The organism is Micromonospora sp. NPDC050276 (genome assembly GCF_044459545.1).
GTDB lineage: Bacteria > Actinomycetota > Actinomycetes > Mycobacteriales > Micromonosporaceae > Micromonospora.
Genome location: NZ_JBITJA010000001.1, coordinates 342,135 through 364,521 on the forward strand (window position 1 = coordinate 342,135; position 22,387 = coordinate 364,521).

20 protein-coding genes are annotated in these 22,387 nt (G+C 71.5%); 11 read left to right on the forward strand and 9 right to left on the reverse strand.

All coding sequences use genetic code 11. The features are described from left to right. Positions 1-225 precede the first annotated feature (225 nt). The 6 genes from ACIBF8_RS01630 (at position 226) to ACIBF8_RS01655 (ending at position 5,564) form a co-directional block, all read left to right on the forward strand. Entirely contained in the window at positions 226-570 is a 345-nt protein-coding gene (locus tag ACIBF8_RS01630) for a hypothetical protein (RefSeq protein WP_030328857.1), read from the forward strand. A gap of 31 nt (positions 571-601) precedes the next feature. Then, entirely contained in the window at positions 602-937 is a 336-nt protein-coding gene (locus ACIBF8_RS01635; protein ID WP_396780388.1) for a hypothetical protein, read from the forward strand. Between the two features lie 413 nt (positions 938-1,350). Beyond that, entirely contained in the window at positions 1,351-2,766 is a 1,416-nt protein-coding gene (locus ACIBF8_RS01640; RefSeq protein ID WP_396780389.1) for a PhoH family protein, read from the forward strand. A 277-nt stretch (positions 2,767-3,043) separates the two neighbouring features. Then, entirely contained in the window at positions 3,044-3,721 is a 678-nt protein-coding gene (locus tag ACIBF8_RS01645) for a lytic transglycosylase domain-containing protein (protein ID WP_396780390.1), read from the forward strand. 114 nt (positions 3,722-3,835) lie between these two features. Beyond that, the gene (locus ACIBF8_RS01650) at positions 3,836-4,489 is read left to right on the forward strand and encodes a rhomboid family intramembrane serine protease (protein ID WP_285793109.1); all 654 of its coding nucleotides are present in this window, start codon (positions 3,836-3,838) and stop codon (positions 4,487-4,489) included. A gap of 106 nt (positions 4,490-4,595) precedes the next feature. Further along, positions 4,596-5,564, forward strand: a complete 969-nt coding sequence (locus tag ACIBF8_RS01655) for an NAD(P)/FAD-dependent oxidoreductase (RefSeq protein ID WP_396780391.1) — start codon at positions 4,596-4,598, stop codon at positions 5,562-5,564. Between the two features lie 36 nt (positions 5,565-5,600). On the opposite strand, the gene ACIBF8_RS01660 is transcribed toward ACIBF8_RS01655, so the two are convergent. Together ACIBF8_RS01660 and glpX are read right to left on the reverse strand one after the other, a co-directional pair. Then, positions 5,601-6,572 (reverse strand): DMT family transporter, encoded by a 972-nt coding sequence (locus ACIBF8_RS01660; protein ID WP_396780392.1) that lies wholly within the window; start codon positions 6,570-6,572, stop codon positions 5,601-5,603. Next, the gene (gene glpX / locus ACIBF8_RS01665) at positions 6,569-7,600 is read right to left on the reverse strand and encodes a class II fructose-bisphosphatase (protein ID WP_396780393.1); all 1,032 of its coding nucleotides are present in this window, start codon (positions 7,598-7,600) and stop codon (positions 6,569-6,571) included. Before glpX ends, ACIBF8_RS01660 begins: the two co-directional genes overlap by 4 nt. Positions 7,601-7,759: 159 nt before the next feature. On the opposite strand from glpX, the gene ACIBF8_RS01670 reads away from it, so the two are divergent. Further along, complete coding sequence (locus tag ACIBF8_RS01670; RefSeq protein WP_396780394.1) at positions 7,760-8,407, forward strand: DUF4245 domain-containing protein; 648 nt, start codon at positions 7,760-7,762, stop codon at positions 8,405-8,407. Positions 8,408-8,615: 208 nt separating this feature from the next. Beyond that, positions 8,616-9,461, forward strand: coding sequence for a hypothetical protein (locus tag ACIBF8_RS01675; RefSeq protein ID WP_396780395.1), 846 nt, complete (start codon positions 8,616-8,618; stop codon positions 9,459-9,461). Positions 9,462-9,521: 60 nt separating this feature from the next. On the opposite strand, the gene ACIBF8_RS01680 is transcribed toward ACIBF8_RS01675, so the two are convergent. Continuing rightward, a complete protein-coding gene (locus ACIBF8_RS01680; protein WP_030328827.1) occupies positions 9,522-9,743 on the reverse strand; it encodes an exodeoxyribonuclease VII small subunit in 222 nt (73 codons plus the stop codon). A 45-nt stretch (positions 9,744-9,788) separates the two neighbouring features. Next, positions 9,789-11,003 carry an exodeoxyribonuclease VII large subunit gene (gene xseA / locus ACIBF8_RS01685; protein ID WP_396780699.1) on the reverse strand — a complete coding sequence of 405 codons (1,215 nt, stop codon included), beginning with the start codon at positions 11,001-11,003 and terminating at the stop codon, positions 9,789-9,791. Between the two features lie 203 nt (positions 11,004-11,206). Here xseA and ACIBF8_RS01690 point away from each other — a divergent pair, with 203 nt between their 5' ends. Continuing rightward, positions 11,207-12,193: a 4-hydroxy-3-methylbut-2-enyl diphosphate reductase gene (locus ACIBF8_RS01690; protein ID WP_396780396.1), complete on the forward strand. Its 987-nt coding sequence runs from the start codon at positions 11,207-11,209 to the stop codon at positions 12,191-12,193. A 40-nt stretch (positions 12,194-12,233) separates the two neighbouring features. Further along, on the forward strand, positions 12,234-12,668 hold the full coding sequence (locus ACIBF8_RS01695; RefSeq protein ID WP_396780397.1) for a hypothetical protein: 435 nt from the start codon (positions 12,234-12,236) through the stop codon (positions 12,666-12,668). Positions 12,669-12,740: 72 nt separating this feature from the next. On the opposite strand, the gene ACIBF8_RS01700 is transcribed toward ACIBF8_RS01695, so the two are convergent. Beyond that, positions 12,741-16,037, reverse strand: a complete 3,297-nt coding sequence (locus tag ACIBF8_RS01700; RefSeq protein WP_396780398.1) for a S8 family serine peptidase — start codon at positions 16,035-16,037, stop codon at positions 12,741-12,743. 148 nt (positions 16,038-16,185) lie between these two features. After that, positions 16,186-17,349, reverse strand: coding sequence for a DNA recombination protein RmuC (locus ACIBF8_RS01705; protein ID WP_396780399.1), 1,164 nt, complete (start codon positions 17,347-17,349; stop codon positions 16,186-16,188). Between the two features lie 54 nt (positions 17,350-17,403). Here ACIBF8_RS01705 and ACIBF8_RS01710 point away from each other — a divergent pair, with 54 nt between their 5' ends. Continuing rightward, positions 17,404-18,204 carry a hypothetical protein gene (locus ACIBF8_RS01710; protein ID WP_396780400.1) on the forward strand — a complete coding sequence of 267 codons (801 nt, stop codon included), beginning with the start codon at positions 17,404-17,406 and terminating at the stop codon, positions 18,202-18,204. Between the two features lie 70 nt (positions 18,205-18,274). Here the strand turns inward: ACIBF8_RS01710 and ppc are convergent, their stop codons facing one another. From ppc to ACIBF8_RS01725, 3 genes are all read right to left on the reverse strand, one after another. Next, the gene (ppc, locus tag ACIBF8_RS01715; RefSeq protein WP_396780401.1) at positions 18,275-21,061 is read right to left on the reverse strand and encodes a phosphoenolpyruvate carboxylase; all 2,787 of its coding nucleotides are present in this window, start codon (positions 21,059-21,061) and stop codon (positions 18,275-18,277) included. Positions 21,062-21,189: 128 nt separating this feature from the next. Beyond that, positions 21,190-21,411, reverse strand: a complete 222-nt coding sequence (locus tag ACIBF8_RS01720; RefSeq protein WP_396780402.1) for a hypothetical protein — start codon at positions 21,409-21,411, stop codon at positions 21,190-21,192. Between the two features lie 27 nt (positions 21,412-21,438). Beyond that, on the reverse strand, positions 21,439-22,353 hold the full coding sequence (locus tag ACIBF8_RS01725) for a cyclase family protein (RefSeq protein WP_396780700.1): 915 nt from the start codon (positions 22,351-22,353) through the stop codon (positions 21,439-21,441). Between the last annotated feature and the right edge of the window lie 34 nt (positions 22,354-22,387).

Genomic DNA, 22,387 nt, shown 5'->3' on the forward strand with positions numbered 1-22,387 from the left:
CGGCTCGCCACTGTCACGCAGACGTGACGGGGGCTTCGGATTTCCGGTAAACGAATCAGTGCCACTGTTGAGGGGTGTCACGCGGGCAGAATAGATGAACGTTGGGGCGAACGTAAGCGGCTGAAAAGCTGATACTGTCACGCCCATGGGACAATCTACGGTGTGTCACGTGCATGAGACGATTGGTGCTCACATGCGTCACGCCCCCGGTGCCGGGGGGTCGTGGTGACCGAGCTCGCCACCCGCGCCCAGGCCTTCGGGCTGATCGCCGAGGGGGTCGCCGCCGGGCTGACCGCCCCCTGGCGCCTCTATCTCGCCCGAGGCTGCCGCTACCTGTCGCTGAGCGTCGGCGATCGCGCCGAGTGGAACGCCTGGCGTACCCATCTCGGCTGCCCGGAGCTGAGCGTCCGGGTCTACGACGCCGGCGGCGAGATCCGCCGTTCCTCGGTGGCCGAGGTCGTGCTCGACGGTTGCCGGATCAGCGTCGAGCTGGTCGAGGAGGTCAGCACCGACGACCTGGACCGGCTGCTCGTCGCCGACCCCACCACGATCGAGCCGGAGGAGCGATGACCTGGCGTCCCGGCTGGGCCGGAGCTGCCCGATGAGCCCGTTCCTCGCGGTCTTCCTGGTGCTGGTGCTCGGGGCCACCAGCTACGCGGCCGGCCGATTGCACGGGCAGCTCAGCTACCGCATCGGCTACCGCTTCGGCTACCGGCAGGGCTACTTCGACGGTGACCGAGGCGCCTGGAACCGCCGTCGCCGCGACGCACAGGCGGCGATCGCCTCGGCCCTGTCGGTCTCGTCGGCGGGCGTGGTCCGCTCCGCCGACACCGTCGCCCGCCCCGGCACCACGTACACCGGCTCGTCGTTCAGCGCTCCGGCCGCCCCGATCACCGGGCGGCACCCGACCGGCACGCTCGTCCGACGTACCGGTTGAGGTCGGTCGGCGGGCTGCGCCCGCCGATCGGCGCCACGATCACGGTGCGTCGTCCGCGGCGGACACGCACCGTCGGGGTCACGTCAGACCGGTGACGGTGGCCCCACCGGCCGGGATGCGCGCAGGGGGCATGCATCCCGGCCGGTTCCGCTGTGCCCGCCGCATTGCCTTCTGGCTGGTGCGGGCTCCGCCGAAGCGGTGTTCACGGGCGCGTCTTGGGAGATCCACGTTCGGCCTCTAGCCGGGAAGGTCCGGCGGGGCTAGCGTCTAGGCATGGCACGGGGTTCTCCCGAGCCAGCCGGTCCGCCCGGATCTGCGACCTCGCGCATGGGGTTCCGCATCCGACCCCGTGTCCCCGGGCACCGGAGGAGGCGGAACACGGGTGGCGGGTGCCCATCCGTCGGAGCAGGCCTGTGACGACTCGCCGTACCACCGCCGGTGCCGACCAGACCCCGGCCGCGACTGCCACGACCCGCCGCGCCACCAGGAGCCGCCGTTCGGCGGCCACCGCGCCGGCCGACCCCAAGGAGCCACGACCAGCCGGCCAGGCCTTCGTCCTGGACACCTCGGTACTTCTCTCCGATCCGGCGGCGTTCCACCGGTTCGCGGAGCACGAGGTGGTGCTGCCTCTGGTGGTCATCACCGAGTTGGAAGGCAAGCGGCACCATCCGGAGCTGGGCTGGTTCGCCCGGCAGTCGCTGCGGATGCTCGACGACCTGCGCGTCCGGCATGGCCGACTTGACCGCCCGGTGCCCGCCAACGACGTCGGTGGCACCCTGCGGGTGGAGCTCAACCACACCGACGACGGCGTCCTGCCGCCCGGGTTCCGCACCGAGAGCAACGACGCCCGGATCCTCTCCGTCGCGCTCAACCTCGCCGCCGAGGGGCGGGAGGTGACCCTGGTCAGCAAGGACATGCCGCTGCGGGTCAAGGCGGCCTCGGTGGGCCTGCGCGCCGACGAGTACCGCCACGGCCAGGCCAGCGACCCGACCTGGACCGGCATGTCGGAGATGGAGTTGAGCGAGGAGCAGATCGGCCAGCTGTACGCCGGCGAGACGCTCGACCTCGACGAGGCGGCCGGGCTGCCCTGCCACACCGGTCTGGTGCTGCACTCGGCGCGCGGCTCCGCGCTCGGTCGGGTGCTGCCGGACAAGTCGGTGCGGCTGGTCCGGGGCGACCGGGAGGCGTTTGGCCTGCACGGCCGTTCGGCCGAGCAGCGGATCGCTCTCGACCTGCTGCTGGACGAGTCGATCGGGATCGTCTCGCTGGGCGGCCGGGCCGGCACCGGCAAGTCGGCGCTGGCGCTCTGCGCCGGGCTGGAGGCGGTGATGGAGCGCCGCCGGCACAAGAAGGTGATCGTCTTCCGCCCGCTGTACGCCGTCGGTGGCCAGGAGCTGGGCTACCTGCCGGGGTCGGAGTCGGAGAAGATGTCGCCGTGGGCTCAAGCGGTCTTCGACACGCTCGGCGCGGTGGTGCACGAGAACGTGCTGGAGGAGGTCACCTCGCGGGGCATCCTGGAGGTGCTGCCGCTGACCCACATCCGGGGGCGCAGTCTGCACGACGCCTACGTGATCGTGGACGAGGCCCAGTCCCTGGAGCGCGGCGTGCTGTTGACCGTGCTGTCCCGGATCGGGCAGGGCTCCCGGGTGGTGCTCACCCACGACGTGGCCCAGCGGGACAATCTGCGGGTCGGTCGGCACGACGGGGTGACCGCCGTCATCGAAGCGCTCAAGGGCCATCCGCTCTTCGCGCACGTCACCCTCAGCCGTTCGGAGCGGTCGCCAATCGCCGCGATGGTCACGGACCTCTTGGAGGACATCCCGATCTGACGGTCGCTATGCGGGCCTTTGTCCGCATTTTAAGTGTGGCGCAAATCACAAAGGGTCTGGTTGGTTTCCCATCAGCCTCACTGTGCGCAATCGTGTCCCACGAGCGTCCACGCACCATGAGGATCGTTGGTGATGGTTCGTCCCGAGACGAACAACATCGGCGGCCGTCGGTGCGTCGGTGCGACCGACAACCGGTCGGGGCGCTCGTGGCACGACTGGCGGCCGATCCGTGGCCCGCGTCGCGCCACGTCCTTGCTCCCGACGAAGGGACCACTTCGTGAGTCGGCTGTGGAGCCGGTTGGGCGCCCGTACGGCTGCTGTAGCACTGCTCTCCGTGGGCGTTGCCGGTGGCTTCTACCTGGGCGAAGACCGGGAAACCCAGCAACAGGGCCTGACCGATCAGGTCAGCCTCGAGGTCGACCGGGCCGACCTCGCGTACCAGCGTGAGCGGCAGGCCGCCCACCGGGTGCAGTTCTCCAAGCAGCGGGCTGCCGAGTACCAGGCCAAGCTGCGGGCGGCACAGGCCGCCAAGGAGGCCGCCGAGCGGGCCCGCAGGGCAGAAGCCGCCGCGGCGTCCCGCAAGCGCGAGCGCGACGCGGCCAACGCACCCGCGAAGCCGTTCGACGGGCCCATCCCCGCGTCCTGCGAGGAATACAGCGGCAACCGGAAGATCGGCTGCGCGCTGATGATCGACGGCGGCTTCGGCATCGCCGAGTTCCCCTGCCTGGAGAAGCTCTGGACCAAGGAGAGCGGCTGGAACCACAAGGCCCGCAACTCCTCCTCCGGCGCGTACGGCATCCCGCAGGCGTACCCGGGCAACAAGATGAGCGCCTTCGGCGCCGACTGGCAGACCAGCCCGGCCACCCAGATCAAGTGGGGGCTGAGCTACATCAAGGGCAGGTACAAGACGCCCTGCGGTGCCTGGACCTACTTCCAGAACAACGGGCACTACTGACGCTGTCGACGCGGGGCGGGTGGGCAACCACCCGCCCCGCCGTCGTGCGTACCCCGGTCGGTCCCGACGGGACGCGAGTGGCGGTCGGCCGCTTTTGCTGATAGCAGTTGTGGAGTGACCCTGCACCCGTCAAGCGGCGACCCGTTCCGGTTCGGCACCGAGGCGTTCTACGCCGCGCTCGGCCGGGCGTTCGTCGCCATGTGCGCGGTGGTCCCGTTCCTCTTTCTCATCGAGGCCGTCGACCAGGGGCTCGCGTTCGGCCTGGACGCCACCGCCGGCATCATCCCGCAACGCATCGACGGGCTGGACGGTGTCTTCTTCTCCCCGTTCCTGCACCACGGCTTCGACCACCTCTACAGCAACAGCATCCCGCTGATCCTGCTGGGCACCTTCGTCCTCGCCGCCGGCGCCCGACGGTTCCTCTGGTCGACCCTGATCATCATCCTGGTCAGCGGGCTCGGCGTGTGGTTCACCGGCTCACCCAACTCGGTGGTGGTCGGCGCCAGCGGCGTCATCTTCGGCTACCTGGGCATCCTGCTCACCCGGGGCATCGTCGAGCGCAGTTGGTGGAACTTCGCCGTCTTCCTGCTGGTCGGTCTGCTCTACGGCTGGCAACTGGTCGGCATCCTCCCCACCGACGAGCGGATCTCCTGGCAGGGCCACCTGTTCGGCCTGCTCGGCGGGGTGGTGGCGGCGATTCTGTTCCGCCGTCGGCGACCGGCAGTGGACGGCCCGGACTACTCCGGATCCACGCTCAGCCTGCCCTGAGGCGATTCTCCGGCGCGCCTCTGGGACGTGCTTGCCCGACCGTCACCGCCCGCCTACGGTCGAGATCAGCAAGCGTTGATCCGTAAGCGGAAAGCGACGGTACGCCATGCGTGAGGTCGATGTCGCCGTGATCGGGGCCGGTCCGGCCGGTCTCTTCGCCGCGTACTACGCCGGTTTCCGGGGGCTGTCGGTGGCGGTGATCGACGCGCTGCCGGAGCCGGGCGGCCAGGTCACCGCCATGTACCCGGAGAAGCTGATCCTCGACGTCGCCGGCTTTCCCGCGGTCAAGGGCCGCGACCTGGTGGCCAACCTGGTGGCCCAGGCAGCCCCGTTCAATCCGCAGTACCTGCTCGGCACCCGTGCCGAGAAGCTCTCGTACGCCGACGGTCGCCCGGTGCTCGGGCTGGCCGGCGGCGAGCAGCTCGGATGCGGCGCGATCGTGGTCACCGGTGGGCTCGGCAGCTTCAGCCCTCGGCCGCTGCCCTGCGCCGACGGTGCCCCCGGCTCGGGGATCGTCTACTTCGTCACCGAGCCGACCGAGCTGACCGGTCGTGACGTGCTGATCGTCGGGGGCGGCGACTCCGCCTTCGACTGGGCGCTGGCGCTGCAACCGCTGGCCCGGTCGGTGACCCTGGTGCACCGGCGGGAGAAGTTCCGGGCGCACGCGTCGACGGTCGCCCGGGTGCTCTCCCTGCCGGTGCGGGTCGTGGTCAACGCCGAGGTCACCAGGCTGCTCGGGGACGGCAGGGTGACCGGCGCCGAGGTGACCGTGCGCGGCGGCGCAACCGAGACGTTGCCGGTGGACATCGTGGTGGCCGCCCTGGGCTTCACCGCCGACCTGGGCCCGCTCGCCGAGTGGGGGCTACGGCTGGACCGTCGGCACATCCTGGTGGACAGCGCGATGGCGACGAACCTGCCGAGGGTCTTCGCGGCGGGTGACATCACCGAGTACCCGGGCAAGGTCCGGCTCATCGCCACCGGCTTCGGTGAGGCGGCGACGGCGGTCAACAACGCGGCGGTGGCCATCGACCCGAGCGCCCACCTCTTCCCGGGGCACTCCTCCGACGCTGGCTGACGACCGGTATCCGACCCGGGCCGACCTGACCTGGAGTCAGCGGCGCGCGGGTGGCGCCAGTGCGGCGATCAGCACGGCCACCATGGTCAGCGCCGCCCCGAGCAGGGTGTTCACCCCGGGGTGTGAGGCCGCCGTGGGAAGGATCAGGTCCAGCAGGACGGCGCCCACGATCTGGCCGGCGATGGTGGCCAGGCCGAGCAGCAGCACGCCGGTGAAGCGCACGATCGCGGCGGCGATCGCGATGAAGACGATGCCGATCGGGCCACCCAGGTAGAGCCCCGGCTCGGTCGGCAGGTGACCGGCGGGCCAGCCGCGTACGGCGATGTCGATCGCGAACGCGACCAGCAGGGTGACCGTGCCGACGGCGAAGTTCACCAACGTGGCGGTCAACGCGCTGTCGGCGGCCGCCCGGACCCGGCCGTTGACGGCCTGCTGCCAGGCGATGCCCACCCCGGCGAGCAGCGGCAGCAGGGCCAGCGCCAGCGCGCCCGGGTCTCCCAAGCGGTCCCCGACCGCCAGGCCGACCGCGAGCACGGTGAGCACCGCGCCGGCCAGCCGCTGACCGGTGATCGGCTGTCGACCGGTCGGCCCGATCCCGGCCCGGTCCACGGCGAGGCTGCTGCCGGTCTGGCCGGCGACCACCGCCACCGTGAAAACCGCCACGCCCAACGTGCCGATGGTCAGACCCTGGGTGGCCACGAGGAACGCCCCGCACATTCCGCCGAGGCACTGCCACGGCCGCAGCGTGCCCGTCCGCAGCGCGCGCCACGTCGCGGCCATGCCCCGCCGTCCGCCGGGGGTCGCCGGCACCAGCACCACCAGCACCAGCAGACCAATGCCGAACGAGATCACGGCCGCGGCGAAACCGTCGGCGAGGCGTACCCCCAGCTCGCCGTTGATGCGCGACTGCACCGCCACCGCGACCCCGGAGAGCGACGCCAGCGCGACGCCGGTGATCCGGCGGGCGGCCGACAGGGTCTGTGGGGTCGCCGTGTCGGTGCCGGTCACTCCTGCTCGGCCAGCGGACGACCATCGAAGTCGACGGCGGAGTAGAGCGCCAGCTTCTCCAGCCGGTGGTACGAGTCGATCACCCGGATGGTGCCGCTCTTCGAGCGCATCACGATCGACTGGGTGTACGCGCCACCCGCCCGGTAGCGCACTCCGCGCAGCAGATCGCCGGAGGTCACCCCGGTCGCCACGAAGAAGCAGTTGTCCCCGGTGACCAGATCGTCGGTGCCCAGCACCCGGTCCAGGTCGTGCCCCGCGGCGATCGCCTTCTCCCGCTCCTGCTCGTCGCGCGGCCAGAGCTTGGCCTGCATCGCACCGCCCATGCACTTCAGCGCGCAGGCGGAGATGATGCCCTCCGGGGTGCCGCCGATGCCCATCAGCACGTCGACGTCCGACTCGCCCCGGGCTGCCGCGATGGAGCCCGCGATGTCGCCGTCGGAGATGAACCGGATGCCCGCCCCGGTCCGGCGAATCTGGGCCACCAGGTCGTCGTGGCGGCTCCGGTCCAGCACGCAGACCGTCACCTCGGCGACGTCGGTGCCTTTGACCTTGGCGATCCGGCGCAGGTTTTCGGCCACACCGGCGTTGATGTCCACCACGTCGGCGTACGCCGGGCCGACGGCGAGCTTCTCCATGTAGAAGACGGCGCTGGGGTCGAACATCGCACCCCGCTCGGAGACGGCGAGTACCGCCACGGCGTTCGGCATGCCCTTGCTCATCAGGGTGGTGCCGTCGACCGGGTCGACGGCGACGTCCACCTCCGGGCCCGTGCCGTCGCCGACGTGCTCGCCGTTGAAGAGCATCGGGGCGTTGTCCTTCTCGCCCTCGCCGATCACCACCACACCGCGCATCTGGATCGAGTTGATCAGCTTGCGCATCGCGTCGACCGCGGCTCCGTCGCCGCCCTCCTTGTCGCCCCGACCGACCCACCGGCCGGCGGCCATCGCCGCGGCCTCGGTGACCCGGACCAGGTCGAGGGCAAGGTTTCGGTCGAGATCCTGCGGGATCCGCGTCCTGGTGTTCGTCATGACGGCTACTCCTCCTCGCGACGGTGCGGGGACGACCGGCCCAGGGAAGGTCCCCACTGCCGGCTTTGTCGCTGATCCTCACACGATCGCCGACCGGGCGTCGGCGCGGGGCGGTGATGGCCCGGATACCGCCGGTCGGGCGGCTGCGAAGATAGCGGGGTGGAACCCGCGCAGCCAGCCGATCGCGTACCCGCCGACCGCACGCCGCCCGACGGTCAGCCGCCGGCCGGCGTCCCCGCCGGCCCCGGTGGTGAGTCCGCCGCGACCGATCCGACGCCACCGCCGCCGGCGGTGTCCGGCAAGTCCGAGCGGTCGCCGAAGGACATGGCGATCTCGCTGCTCGTGCTGCTTGTCCCGATCGCGCTTCTGCTCGCGTTCTACCGGGGGTTCCTCGGCGGCGACTCGCCCACCACCGTCGATCCGGCTCCCGCGATCGAGCAGGCCCGCTCCGCGAACGCGTTTCCGGTGAGCCAGCCGCAGGGGCTCGGCTCCGGCTGGTCGACGGTCAGCGCCCGCTACCAGACCGTCGAGGGCGGTGCGAACCTCCGTCTCGGTTACCTCACCCCGGAGGGGCGGGGCGTCCAACTGCTGCAGAGCAGCGTCCCGGCGGATCGTCTGCTCCCCGTCGAGCTGACCAGCCAGGGCCAGCCGCAGGGCCCCACCGAGCTGGCCGGGCGCACCTGGCAGCTCTACACGGCCCGGGGCAACCAGCAGGCGTTGGTCCTGCTGGAGCCGACCCGCACGGTGATCATCGTCGGTGACGCCCGGGACAACGAACTCCGCGAACTGGCCGGCTCGCTACGCTGAGTGGGCCCCGCCGATCGGTGGCTCCGCTGGCGTCGAATCTGGGCAACTAGCTCGAAGGGTGATTGTCCGACGCGTCGACAGGGAACAAGGAGGGAGTGATCCGGGCGCGCTGCTCGGTCCGGATCGCGCGACGCAGCCGACGGTGCTGCTGCGTCGCCCGGTTTCCGGCGCCGCCCAGGTCGTCGGGTGACCCCCTTGGGAGACACATATGACTGTTCGACGACTCGGCGCCGGCCTGGTAGCCGCCGCTCTGATCACGCCCGCACTGGCCGCCTGCGCCAGCGGAACCGGCACCGCCGGATCGACGCCGTCCCCGACGGTGACCGCGTCCGGTACGGCGAGCCCGTCCGGCGCCCCGGTGGCGGGCGACGCCAAGCAGGCCCTGCTCGACTCCACCAAGGAGATCAGCAACGGAAACTTCCGGTTCACGCTGGCCGGTGCCGGCTCGACGGCGGAAGGGCTGGTGCACCAGCCGAGCCAGAGCGCGGCCATGAAGATCGCGATTGGTGGTCCCTCGTCCGACCTGGCGATGAAGCTCGACGTGATCCACTACAAGCCGGACAGCTGGGTAAAGCTGGAGCTGAGCGGTCCCACCGCCAACAGCCTGCCCGCCATCAAGCAGCTCAACCTCGGCAAGTACCAGCACCTCGACCAGACCCGGATCAAGGGCAACCGCAACCTCGGCTTCGACTTCGAGAAGGTCGACCCGGCCGGCAGCGCGGTGCTCACCCAGGGCATCACCGAGGTCCGCAGCACCGGCACCGGCGCGTACGCCGGCACCATCGACGTCACCAAGGCCGCCGAGGCGGGCTCGCTGAACGCCGCCACGATCGCCGCGCTGGGCACCCAGGCGAAGACCGTCCCGTTCACCGCGAAGGTGGATCCGCAGGGCCGGCTCAGCGAGCTGGTGCTGCAGCTGCCGGCCGCCGGGCAGACCGCCGCCCAGGAGATCCGGATGACGTACTCCGACTACGGTGCCGCCACCGCCGCGCAGAAGCCGCCGGCGGACCAGGTCGTCGAGGCGCCGGCCGAGCTGTACGGCCTGTTCAACTGACGTACCCGGGTGGGGCGGCTCCGGCCGCCCCACCGGCGGATCGGGTCGCCCCGCCTCCGGTCAGGACGCCGGCTCCTGGCGGGCGGCGTCGATCCGCGCCCGCGCGCCATCCAGCCAGCGTTGACAGATCACCGCCAACGCCTCGCCGCGTTCCCAGAGCGCCAGCGACTCCTCCAGGGAGGTGCCGCCGGCCTCCAACCGCTCCACCACCGAGGCCAGCTCGGCGCGGGCCTGCTCGTAACTGAGCCGCTCGTCCGGCCCGGCCTTCGTGTCGTCAGTCATCGCGTTCATCTCAGCACACCGTCCCCCGCCGCGCCGCGTCGCCACTCAGCCGTCGACCGTGGCGGCCAGCTCGCCGTCGGCCAGTCGTACCCGCAGCGGGTCGCCCTTGCCGACCTCCGCCGCCGCGCGGACGACGTGGCCGTCCGCGCGCTGCACGATCGCGTACCCCCGGTCGAGGGTGGCGGCGGGGGAGAGCGCGCGCAGCCGCGCCAGGGTGTGCCGCAGGTCATTCTCGGCGGCGGTGAGCCGATGCTCCAGGCAGCGGCCGGCCCGTTGCCGCAGCGCGGTCAGCTCGGTCGCCCGATGCTCCACCATCACCTGGGGCCGGGCCAGCACCGGCCGGGAGCGCAGCCCGTCGAGCCGGTGCGTCTCCCGGTCGACCAGGTTGCGCACCGCCCGTTCGAGGCGGTGCCGGGCCTGGCCGATGAGGCGTACCTCCTCGGTGAGGTCGGGGACGACCCGCTTGGCCGCGTCGGTCGGCGTGGAGGCGCGGACGTCGGCGACGTAGTCGATCAGTGGTGCGTCCGTCTCGTGGCCGATCGCGCTGACCACCGGCGTACGACAGCCGAACACCGCCCGGCAGAGCGCCTCGTCGGAGAAGGGCAGCAGGTCCTCGATACCGCCACCACCCCGGGCGATGATGATCACGTCGATGCTCGGGTCGGCGTCCAGCACCTTGAGCGCGTCGACGATCTGCGGCACCGCGGACGGGCCCTGCACGGCAACGTTGACCGTGCGGAACTCCACCGCCGGCCAGCGCCGTCGGGCATTGGTCAGCACGTCCCGCTCCGCCGCCGACGCGCGACCGGTGATCAGCCCGATCTTGCCGGGCAGGAACGGCAGTCGACGCTTGCGGGCGCGGTCGAAGAGGCCTTCGGCGGCGAGCAGTTTCTTGAGCTTCTCCAGCCGGGCCAGCAGTTCCCCGAGCCCCACCTGGCGAATCTCGTCGGCCCGCAGACTCAGCGTGCCCCGGGCGGCGTAGAACTCCGGCTTGGCGTGCAGCACCACGCGGGCGCCCTCACGCAGCTCCGGTGCGCCGGCGTCCAGGACGTCCCGGTTGGTGGTGACGGTCAGGCTCAGGTCGGCCGACGGGTCACGCAGGGTGAGAAAGACCGTGCTGGCCCCGGGACGGCGGCTGATCTGCGCCACCTGCCCGTCCACCCACACCCAGCCCAGCTTGGCGATCCAGGCCCCCACCTTCTGGCTGACCACCCGTACCGGCCAAGGCTCCTCGGCGCTGCTGGCCCCGCCGCTCCCCACCCGCCCGTCCACCCGCCCGTCTCGACCCACCTGCCCACCCTCGGTCACCCGCCCACCCTACGACCCACCCCACCTGGCCCGTTGATCATGAAGTTATTGCCCTCCGTGTCGGCGTGTCGGGGCAATAACTTCATGATCAACGCGTGCCGGGGGCGGGGTTGCGGGCTCGGGTGGGTTTCGCCGGTGGCACGTACGATGGGGTGGTGACTGAGGCTCAGGCGACTCACCGGACCGGCAAGCGCGTGCTCCTGGCCAAGCCCCGCGGCTACTGCGCGGGCGTCGACCGCGCGGTGCAGACCGTGGAGGAGGCGCTGAAGCTCTACGGCGCCCCGATCTATGTGCGTAAGCAGATCGTGCACAACAAGCACGTGGTGCGGACCCTGGAGGCCCAGGGTGCGATCTTCGTGGAGGAGAACGAGGAGGTGCCGGAGGGCGCCACCGTCATCTTCTCCGCGCACGGCGTGGCCCCCGAGGTCTACGAGCAGGCCAAGGCGCGCTCGCTGAAGGCGATCGACGCGACCTGCCCGCTGGTCACCAAGGTGCACCACGAGGCGCGGCGCTTCGCCGCCGAGGACTACGACATCCTGCTGATCGGCCATGAGGGCCACGAAGAGGTCATCGGCACCGCCGGTGAGGCCCCCGCGCACATCCAGCTGGTGGACGGCCCGGACGACGCCGACAAGATCACCGTCCGCGATCCGGAGAAGGTGGTGTGGCTCTCCCAGACCACGCTCTCGGTCGACGAGACGCTGGAGACGGTGGCCCGGCTCAAGCAGCGGCTGCCGCTGTTGCAGTCCCCGCCGAGTGACGACATCTGCTATGCCACCTCCAACCGGCAGCACGTGGTCAAGGAGATCGCCGCCGATTGTGACGTGGTGATCGTGGTGGGCTCGACGAACTCCTCCAACTCGGTCCGCCTGGTCGAGGTCGCCCTGGACGCGGGTGCCCGCGCCGGTCACCTGGTCGACTTCGCGCACGAGATCGACGACGCCTGGTTGGAGGGGGCCACCACGGTCGGCCTGACCTCCGGCGCGAGCGTCCCGGACGATCTGGTCCAGGAGGTGCTGGTCCACCTCGCCGCGCGGGGCTTCGCCGACGTCGAGGAGATCACCACCGCCAACGAGCGGCTCACGTTCTCGCTCCCGCAGGAGCTGAAGCGGGACATGAAGGCCGCCGCGGCACGCGGCTGAGCACGGGAACGAACCCGGGCCGGCGTACGTCAGATTCGGCATGAGGACTCTTCGGCTCGTCGTCCCCGCGCTGGTCGTCTGCGTGGCGCTGACCGCCTGCGGCGGCCAGGGTGGCGGGGGCGGCACACCCACCCCGACACCCACGGGAGCGCAGTCGGTGACCAGTCAGCCCACGCCCGACCCGACCCCCACGCCGTCGACCATCGCCCCCACCGTGCCAGCCCGCCCAAAGACCCCGAAGCCCGGCGGCCCGAGCACGCCCCCGGGCGTCGGGGCCACCACCCTGAGCGGCACCGTGCAGGGCGGCGTGGAGCCCAACTGCGTACTGCTCGATGGTTACCTGCTCATCGGCGGCCCGCGCGACGTGCTGACGCCGGGCGCGCGGGTCGAGGTCACCGGCCGGGTGGAGCCCGGCATGATGACCACCTGCCAGCAGGGCACCCCGTTCGTCGTGACGGCCGCCCACCGGTCCTGACCACTCGCCCCTGACGCGCGGGAGCCCGCCCCCAGAACGTGGGGACGGGCTCCCGCCGGTGTCACGAGCGGATCAGTTCACGGCCCCGATGGACACGCTGCCGCGACCCACGATCGCACCCTCGGTGGTGACGATCGCCAGTTCACCGGAGAGCTGACGCCCGTCGGCCGGAACCGCCACCGCGGTCACCGTGCCGGTGATGGTGGTCGACTCGCCGTGCATCAGCGGCACCGCGACGGCCGGCGCGGTGATCGTGCCCAGCGACGTGGACGCGAACGCGTCGTAGTAGTCGTAGGCGGTGCTGGTCCCCGGCCCGTCGACCCCGTACGGCTCCACCACGACGCGGTAGGTGCCGGGTGCGGGGTTCGTCAGCGTCACCGCCTCCTCCGAGTCGCCATCGTTGGACACGCCGACCTGGGTGGTCCCCCGGAACACGAACAGGTCCAGATCGGCGCCCGCGTTGGCGGGGTTGCCGATCCGGGCGGTGAACGTCGACGTCCCCGCCGGGATCTCGACGGTCCACTCCTGGTTGGGGCCGCCCTCGGTGATGGTCGGACGCTCGGTACGCACACCGGTCAGCGCACTGCTCCGGCCGCTGACCGACACCGGGCCGAAGGCGTTGGTGACGTCCCAGCTCACGTTGGTCGGCTCGCCGGCCTCGACGCTGGGCAGCTCGACCAGCGCCGGCTCGACCGTCAACCCCTGCACCCGCGCCTGGAGCTTGAACGGATTGTTCAGCGCCGGGGAGGTCCGCCGCGACTCCACCTCGATCTCCCAGACCCCGGGAAGGGGGTTCTGGTAGTCACGCTCCTGCGGCTTGCAGACGTTGACGTCGGAGAAGTTCGTGTAGCAGACGGTGCTCGTGGTGGCCTCCACCGGCACACCCAGCGGGTTGATCGCGATGAATCGGGTCTGCGAGCCGGTGGCGATCCCGGAGAGGTTCACCTGGAGGGCCTTGGCACCCTCCGGCACCGTGACGAAGTACGACGTGAAGCCGTTCCGGTCGACGGAGCCCTCGTTGGCGTACGAGAAGGTGGGCTTCTTCACGTCGTTCGAGGCCACCACCACCGTGGACACCTCGAAGTCGACCACGTTGGTGGCCGGGTCGTCGATCCGCACGATCGCCCCGTGCGCGCCCTCGGTGGCCGGCTTGGCGGTGACGTTGATGGTGACGGCCTTGTTGAGCGGCAGCGCGACGGTCTTCGGCGCCTTGAAGGTGCCGTCGTTGCCCTGGAGCGTGACGTCGTGCTTGATGGTGCCGGCCGGGCCGCTGGTGCGGGTCAGCTTGACCGGGTAGGTCTTGCTCTGGCCGACCTTGTGGCCGCCCGCGGATGCGGCGCAGCGGTTGTAGACCCCGGTGCCCCGACCCGGGTTCGGCACGAACTTCACGCCGTTCCAGATGGTCAGCTGGTCCGCCAGCGGGCTGCAGACCGGCGCGTCGGAGACGTACGACCGGGTTTCGACGCCCTGGCGCAGCAGCTGCCACGCTCCCGGCACGTTGACCATGCCGTAGCCCTGCGCGTACGTCGGCACGTCCGCGATCGGCTTGGCCGAGCTGAACAGCGCCCGCCGCAGGGCCGCCGGGCTGACTCCCCGGTCGGTGGCCTTGGCGGCCGACAGCAGCAGCGCGCCGGCGCCGGCGGTCTGCGGCGACGCCATCGAGGTGCCGTTGAGCATCGCGTAGCCCGGGGGCAGCGCGTAGCCGGCCTCGGGGACCGGGGCGCCGAGCTGCCAGGTCGGGGCGGTGGAGATGGCCGAACCGGGGGCGGCGATGTTCGGCTTGAAGCCGCCGTCCTCGCGCGGGCCGCGGGAGGAGAAGTTGAACAGGGCGTTCTTCGTCCGCACGACCGAGCCGTAGTTGGCCAGCCAGGTGTCCTTGCTGATGCTGGCGGCGACGCTGATCACGTTGCTGGCGACGGACGGATCGCCGACGGTGTTGAGACCCGGGCCGGAGTTGCCAGCCGAGATGACCAACTGCACGCCGTACGTCTCGATCAGTTCGTTGTAGAGGTTCGCCCGCGCGTTGTTGCCGTCGTTCAGGCCCGGCAGGCCGCCGATCGACATGTTGACGATGTCGACGCCACGGTTGGCCACCAGGTCGACCATGCCGGTGGTGAGGGCCGCCGCGGTGCAGCCGCCGCCCCAGGAGCAGGCGCGGGCGGAGACCAGCTTGGCACCGGGAGCGGCACCGTCGAACGCCCCGTTGCCGAGCATGTCGTTGGCGGCGGTGATACCGGCGACGTGGGTGCCGTGGGTGCTCTCGACGATGCCGATGTTGACGTAGTCGTAGGTGCCAGGCAGCCCGATCGGCGTGGTGTTCACGTTCTTCCGGAACTCGACGACGAAGGGCTGCCGCTCGGCGACCGGCGTGGCCGGGTTGTCGGTGCCGAAGTAGCCGATGTCGTACTTCTCCTTGTACGGCCGCATGATCGGGTCGTCGGTGAAGTTGAGGTTCTGGTTGGCGTCCACCCGGATGTTGTTGGTGGCCGGGTCGTAGAGCACACCCCAGGTGTCGGTCGTGTCGCCGTCGCGGTTGACGTCACCCCGGGCGTCGCTGGCGGCGGTGACGGACTCGCTGAACAGGTTGAACCGGTACGTGCCGGCCGGTGCCGTCCAGGTGCCGCCCGCGATGGTGAACGACGGGCCGGCGACCTCGGCCTGCATCCGCCGCCACGTACCGTCCTCCAGGGGATCGGTCGCGGTGACCCAGTCGACGATCTTGCGTTCGCCGGTGGTGGTCTGCTGCAGGGCCGGGTGGGCCAGGTCCACACCGGAGTCCATGATGCCGATCGTGACGCCCCGGCCGTCCCACTCCGGGTGGGCCGCGGTGAACGCCACCGCGCCGGTCTCGTTGGTCGGCATGTAGGGGTTGTCGGCCTGGGTGGCCGCATCCGGCGCCGCGACGGTGGCCTGCCGCGCGCCAGCGGTGCCGGTGGGGGTGCGTTCCGGTGCCGGGTCCGGCAGGTGGATGACCTCGTCCAGGTCGACGGCCGAGATCCCGGGCAGCCGCGCTGCCTTGAGGACCCGGTCGGTCGGGACCTTGGCCAGCACGAAGCCGACCTTGTCCTGTCGCTGGCTGACCGTGCCGCCGAGCTTGGTGAGGCTGTCGGCGACGTCCCCGGCCTCACCCTGCTCGGTGGCGACGATCAGGGTGACGGTCGGGGCCTTCTTGGCCCGGGCTTCGCCGAGTAGTTTGGCGTCGTGGGCGCCCAGCGTCTCAGCGGCGGTGGCCGGGGAAGCGTCCGGTGTGGTGGCGGGAGCGGCGGCCGCGGTGGCGGCACCACCCACGGCGGTCACGGCGCTCGCGGCCAGGACCGACGCGAAGAGCCCGGCAGAGGTACGCCGGCTCAGGTTTCGGAGTTTGCTCACGTTCTCTTTCCTCCAGAGAACAGGGCCCCTCAGAGAAGGGCGCTCGGGTGAGCAGAATCTTTCGTGGTATCGATGAGCACTGTCACTACTGGCCAGTCCCTTGTGACCAGTTCGTGATATGCGGCTATACGCACTGTCACATGTTTGGCTAGTGGGCCGAGACCTCGTCGTCGGCCGGGTCGGCCAGCTCGGGCGCCTGCGGCTGCCGGGGGGTCAACTCGACCTGGGCCGGCGTGGCCAACTCCTCATCCGAGACGCCCAGCTCGGCGAGCTTGCGGGCGCTGACCAGCACCCGAGCCTCCAACGACCCGACCGCCCGGTTGTACGCGGTCACCGCGCCGGCCAACGAGGAGCCGAGCTTGCCCACGTGGTCGCCGAGCGTGGAGAGCCGGCCGTACAGCTCCCGGGCGAGGGTGTGCACCGCGAGCGCGTTGCGGGCCAGCGCCTCCTGCCGCCACGAGTAGGCGACCGTGCGCAGCAGGGCGACCAACGTGGCCGGCGTGGCCAGCACCACGTTGCGGGTGAAGGCGTGCTCCAGCAGCGTCGGGTCCCGCTGGAGCGCGACGTCGAGGAACGGGTCGGCGGGGACGAACAGCACCACGAACTCGGGCGAGCTGTCGAACGCCGACCAGTACGACTTGGCGGCCAGCGCGTCGACGTGCCCGCGCAGGTGCCGCGCGTGCGCGTCGAGGTGGGTGTCCCGGCCGCGTTCGTCGCGGGCCTCCATGGCCGTCAGGTACGCGTCGAACGGCGCCTTGGCGTCCACCACCACCGATCGGCCGCCGTGCAGTCGGACCACCAGATCCGGTCGGACGACCTGCTGGTCGGTGGCGGCCGTGACCTGCTCGGAGAAGTCGCAGTGCTCCAGCATCCCGGCCGCCTCGACGATCCGGCGCAGTTGGTGCTCGCCCCAGCGGCCCCGCACCTGCGGTGCGCGCAGCGCCGCCACCAACTGCTTGGTCTCGGTGCGCAGCTCACCGGAGACCGCGGTCATCGAGCGGACCTGCTCCCGCAGCTCGGCGTACGCGTCGACGCGGTCGTGCTCCAGCTCGGCCACCCGCTGCTCGTAGCGGCGCAGGGTGTCGTGCAGCGGCGCGACCGCCCGAGCCACCGCCTCCTGGGACTGCGCGGTGGCCTCGTAGCTCAACGCCCGCATGGACTGCTCCAGCCGGCCCTCGCCCTCCCGGGTGGCGGCCAGGGTGGCATCCAGCCGGGCGATGTCGGCCGCCGACCGGGACCGGGCCGCGAGCCAGCCCACCGCCCCGCCGGCACCAAGGCACACGATCACCAGGAGCAGCGTCGAGACGTCCATCACCGGAGCTTGCCAGACGGATACGACGTGACACCCGGGGGTACGTTCGACGACATGGAACTTGTGCTCTGCCTCGCCGTTGTGCTGGTCGGCGCGCTGGGTGCCGCCGCGCTCGTTCGCGCCCAGGCCGGTGCCCGTCGGCGTACCGAGCTCGGCGACGCCCGCGCGGAGGCGCAACGGTGGTACGAGCGCCTCGGCGGCCAGTTGATGAACCTGCACGGCGACGAACCAGCGGTACGCCAGGCGCTGGCCGACGCCGGTGAGCGGTACAACGCGGCGGGCTCCCAGCTGGAGCAGGCGTCCACCCCGCACCAGTTCGCGCTGGCCCGGGAGACCGCGCTGGAGGGGCTGGCGTACATCCGGGCAGCGCGTACGGCGCTGGGCATCGACCCGGGCCCCGAGGTGCCGACTCTGGCCGCCGCCCGCGGCGTCGGGCAGCTCACCAAGGAGCGTGAGGTCGACGTGCAGGGGCAGACCTTCCGGGCCGGGCCGCAACCCGGCCGCGACACGCCTTATTACTACCCGGGTGGGCGTTATCAGGGTCGACCGGTGCCCGCCGGCTGGTATTCGACGCCCTGGTGGAAGACGGCACTCGGCGCTGGCGCCGGTGTGCTCGGCGGCATCCTGATCGCCGACGCGCTGTTCTCGCCCGCCTTCGCCGACCCCGGGTACGGCTACGACGCCGGTTACCAGGAGGGCTTCGGTGACGGTGTCGACCAGGGCGGTGACGGCGGAGACCAGGGCGGCGACTTCGGCGGCGGCGACCAGGGCGGCGACTTCGGCGGTGGCGACTACGCCGGTGGGGACTTCGGCGGCGGCTTCGGCGGTGGGGACTTCGGCGGCGGCGACTTCTGACCGTCGTCGGTTGAGATACGAGAACGGGCCCCGGTCGCTGCGACCGGGGCCCGTTCTCGGTACCGCTTGATCAGCCGGTGTTGCGCATTCCGGCGGCGATGCCGTTCACCGTGGTCAGCAGCGCGCGTTCCAGGGCGGTGCCGTCGCTCGGTGCGCGTCGGCCGCCCGGGGCGGTGGCGATCGCCCGTCCGGCGGCACCCGACTCCCGGTACTGCCGCAGCAGCGCCACCTGGAGATGGTGCAGCGGCTCCAGGTAGGTGTCCCGGACGGCCAGGGTGCGCTGGAGCACCGGCGAGTTTTCCAGCAGGGCTGGTGCGGCGGTCACCGCCAGCACCTCCCGCTTGGTCAGCTCGTACTCCTGCTCGATCTGCTCGAAGATCGGGTGCAGCTTCTTCGGCACCAGCGTCTCGACGTACCGACGGGCGATGCTCAGGTCGGTCTTGGTCAGCATCATCTCGACGTTCGACAGGAACGTGCGGAAGAAGTGCCAGTTGCGGTGCATCTCGGCCAGCACGTCCGCCAGACCGGCCTCACGGGCGGCGGCCAGCCCGGAGCCCACGCCGAACCAGCCCGGCACGATCTGCCGGGTCTGCGTCCAGCCGAACACCCACGGGATGGCCCGCAGCCCGGACAGGCCCGCGCCGGTGTTCGGGCGCTTCGCCGGCCGGGAGCCGATGTTCAGCGCGCCGAGCAGCTCGGTGGGGGTGGACGCCCAGAAGTACGCCGGCAGGTCCGGGTCCTCGACGAGTGACCGGTAGGACCGGAACGCCGACTCGGAGACCTTGTCCATCGTCGCGTCCCAGCGCTCCAGCATCTCGGCCGGCTGCCGGGGCGCGGTGTGCAGCAGGGTCGCCTGGAGCACGGCGGCGAGGGTGAGCTCCAGGTTCTCCCGGGCCAGCGAGGGCAGGGTGTACTTGTCGGAGATCACCTCGCCCTGCTCGGTCACCTTGATCGCGCCGTCCAGCGTGCCGTACGGCTGCGCCAGGATCGCCTCGTGCGTCGGCCCGCCGCCGCGCCCGACCGTCCCGCCCCGACCGTGGAACAGCCGCAGATGAACCCCGTGCCGGGCGGCCACGTCACGCAGCGCGCGCTGCGCCCGGTGGATCGACCACTGGCTGGTGGTGATCCCGGCCTCCTTGTTCGAGTCGGAGTAGCCGAGCATGACCTCCTGCACGTCGCCTCGGGCGGTCACCAGGGCGCGGTACGCGGGCAGCGACAGCAGCTCGTCGAGGAGTTCGCCGCCGGCGTTCAGCTCGGCCGGCGTCTCCAGCAGCGGCACGAACCCGATCCGGGCCCGGCCGCTGTGCACGTCCACCAGACCGGCCTCGCGGGCCAGCACCACGGCGGCCAGCACGTCGTCGACACCCAGGGTCATCGAGATGATGTACGACTCGATCACCTCGGCGCCGAACCGGTCCTGTGCCTCCCGGATGGTCCCGAACACGTCGAACGTCTTGCGGGCCGGCTCGGACAGCGAGGTGTCCAGGGTCGACAGAGGTCGGCGGCCGGTCAGCTCGTCGGCGAGCAGCTTGGTGCGCTCCAACCGGGTCAGCGCCGGGTAGTCGGAGACCTCGCCGACCGCCTCGTAGAGCTGAGCGAGCACCGCGTGGTGCGCCTCGGCGTGCTCCCGGACATCCATGGTGGCCAGGTGCAGGCCGAACGCGGAGACGGTACGGATGGTGGAGGCCAACCGACCGACGGCGGTGAGCTGCCCGGAGTTGCGGGCCAGCGAGGCGCGCAGCAGGTCCAGGTCGGCGATCAGCTCGGCGGAGCCCCGGTAGTCCCGGCCGGGCACGTGCGCGGTGCCCTGCCGCAACCTCAGCCGGGTGTTGGCGAGCTTCGCCTTCACGCAGCGTGCCTTGAGCCGGTACGGCTCCTCCGCGTTGACCCGGCGGAAGCGGGGCGCCACCTCGGGCAGCGCGTCCAGGTCGGCGGCGAGGCTGGCGGAGAGGTCCAGGGACACTCCGCGCAGCCGGCGGGAGACCGAGACCTCGTCGATCAGGTGGTCCATCGCCTTCTCGGTGGCCGCGATGCCGTGCTCGTGCTGAATGGTCAGCACCTCGCGGGTGACCGCCGGGGTGACGAACGGGTTGCCGTCGCGGTCGCCGCCGATCCAGGTGCCGAAGCTCAACGGGCGGGCCGTCGGTGAGGTCTCCACGCCGAGCGTGCGCAACGTGTCGGCCAGGTCGTCGAGCACCTGCGGCGCGGCCTCGGCGTACAGGTCGCGGAGGTAGTAGATCGCGTTGCGGGCCTCGTCGGTCGGGTCCGGCCGGTCGAGCCGCAGCTCGTCGGTCTGCCACATCAGGTCCAGCAACTCGGCCAGCCGGCGGTTGGCCGGGCACTCGTCACTGGCGCCGTAGAGGATCGCGTTGGCGGTCTCGGTGTCCAACTCGTCGGCGATCGCCCGCAGCTTGGACAGGATCGAGCGGCGGGCCGCCTCGGTCGGGTGCGCGGTGAAGACCGGTCGTACCGCCAGCCGACGTGCCGCGTTGGCGATCTCCTCGGCCGGCACCCCGCGCTCGGCGATCATCTTGGCGGCCTGGTCCAACCAGCCGCCCTGCACCGCGCGGCGGCGGCGCAGATCCCGCGCACGGTGCACCTGCTCGGTGATGTTGGCCAGGTGGAAGTAGGTGGAGAAGGCGCGGGCCAGCTTGGTGCCGGTGGTCACGTCGAGCCCGCCGAGACGCTGGGCGGCCGCCGGGGCGTCGGTGCGGACCTGGGCGCGGATCTCCTCGACGAGGTCGAGCAGCGGGCGACCCTCCTGACGGGCCAGGGTCTGGCCGAGCAGGGTGCCGAGTCGCCGGATGTCGGCGCGCAGTGCGGCGTCCGGGCCGTCGTGGTCGTGCTGGTCGGTCACGATGCGCTCCCTTACGTGGGTACGAAGGACAGCGCTGTCCGACTTACTGGATGGTATCTGCGCGCACCGGATGTCTGGAGGGCCCCGGGCGATCCACTGCCGCCGGGAGGGTGTTTTCGGGCGTGATCTCAACCACCGTGCCGGCCCGGCGTGGGGCCGGAGTGTGCCGTCGCCGGGCCGGAGCCGGCGGCCCGGCGACCGCGGACGAGGCTCGCGCTGACCAGCCCGAGGCCGCCGAGCGCCGCCCAGATCGCGAGGGCGGAAGCCGGCCAGCCGGCCGACCGCCAGTCGAAGTACACCGCGGCCTTGGTCAGGTCGTTGGCCAGCCCGGGGATGTTCCACCGGTGCATTCCGCGCAGTTTGGCTCGCGGTGGCGGTCAGGGGTTGATGACGGCGAAGGCGCGGACCGGGAAGGTGCCCATGCCGGCAACCATCGGCGGGGCCGCCGTGAACCGGAACCCGCTCGGCGGCAGCGCGTCCAGACCGGTCAGGTGCTCCACGATCGGGATGCCGGCGGCGAGCAGCGTGCTGTGCGCGGGGCGTACGCCTCCGGCCGCCGGGCTCATGTCGTCGATGTTGATCGAGTCGATGCCGACCAGGGCCGCCCCCGCGTCGACAAGCGCTTGGGCGGCGTCCCCGGTCAGGTACGGCGCTTCCGGCGCGCCGTACCGCTCGGTGCCGAAGTGCGCATCCCACCCGGTGTGCAGCAGCACCGCCCGACCGGCCACCTCGTACGGGGCCAGCATGAGCCGGTCCACCGCTCGGCTGCCGGCCGGCACCCGGACCACCACCCCGGGTAGGTCGGCGAGGCGGTCCAGCGGCATCCCGGTCAGGTCGTCGCCGCCGGCCCAGCGGTGGGCGGGAGTGTCCAGGTACGTGCCGGTGTTGGCGATCAGGTCGATCCGGGCCACGTGGAACTCCGTGCCTGGCGCGTACCGCTCCCGGGACGCCGTGAAGGTCAGCCAGTCGGTGATCCGGGGACCCGGCCAGCCCGGCAGGGTGGTCATGCCGTCGCTGATCACGTGGCTCAGCTCGACCAGTCGCCGGCCGGCGCCGGATTCTTCGACGGCGACACCCCGGCCGCCCTTGTGCGGTTCCTCGATGATCGTCTTGGCGCTGATCCGAACCTCGGCGACCATGAGCAACCCGAGGTGCCGGACGAACAACGCCGCCAGGTCCTCGTCGCTGATGTCCTGACCAGGTATGTCCAGCCGGAACCCCTCGGTACGCAGCCCGCCACCGTTGGCGAAGCTCACCTCCGCGTCGAACTGTGCCCGCCACTGCTCACCCATCCCGAAACCCGACCACGCCAGCCGTCGGTGGGTC

What these genes read in the sequence shown, in the direction of transcription:
- ACIBF8_RS01705 (WP_396780399.1), bottom strand. Translation starts at nt 17,349, where the DNA reads ATGGACGTCTCGACGCTGCTCCTGGTGATCGTGTGCCTTGGTGCCGGC.
- ACIBF8_RS01635 (WP_396780388.1), top strand. Translation starts at nt 602, where the DNA reads ATGAGCCCGTTCCTCGCGGTCTTCCTGGTGCTGGTGCTCGGGGCCACC.
- ACIBF8_RS01655 (WP_396780391.1), top strand. Translation starts at nt 4,596, where the DNA reads ATGCGTGAGGTCGATGTCGCCGTGATCGGGGCCGGTCCGGCCGGTCTC.
- ACIBF8_RS01710 (WP_396780400.1), top strand. Translation starts at nt 17,404, where the DNA reads ATGGAACTTGTGCTCTGCCTCGCCGTTGTGCTGGTCGGCGCGCTGGGT.
- ACIBF8_RS01720 (WP_396780402.1), bottom strand. Translation starts at nt 21,411, where the DNA reads ATGCACCGGTGGAACATCCCCGGGCTGGCCAACGACCTGACCAAGGCC.
- glpX (WP_396780393.1), bottom strand. Translation starts at nt 7,600, where the DNA reads ATGACGAACACCAGGACGCGGATCCCGCAGGATCTCGACCGAAACCTT.
- ACIBF8_RS01725 (WP_396780700.1), bottom strand. Translation starts at nt 22,353, where the DNA reads ATGGGTGAGCAGTGGCGGGCACAGTTCGACGCGGAGGTGAGCTTCGCC.
- ACIBF8_RS01680 (WP_030328827.1), bottom strand. Translation starts at nt 9,743, where the DNA reads ATGACTGACGACACGAAGGCCGGGCCGGACGAGCGGCTCAGTTACGAG.
- ACIBF8_RS01675 (WP_396780395.1), top strand. Translation starts at nt 8,616, where the DNA reads ATGACTGTTCGACGACTCGGCGCCGGCCTGGTAGCCGCCGCTCTGATC.
- ACIBF8_RS01695 (WP_396780397.1), top strand. Translation starts at nt 12,234, where the DNA reads ATGAGGACTCTTCGGCTCGTCGTCCCCGCGCTGGTCGTCTGCGTGGCG.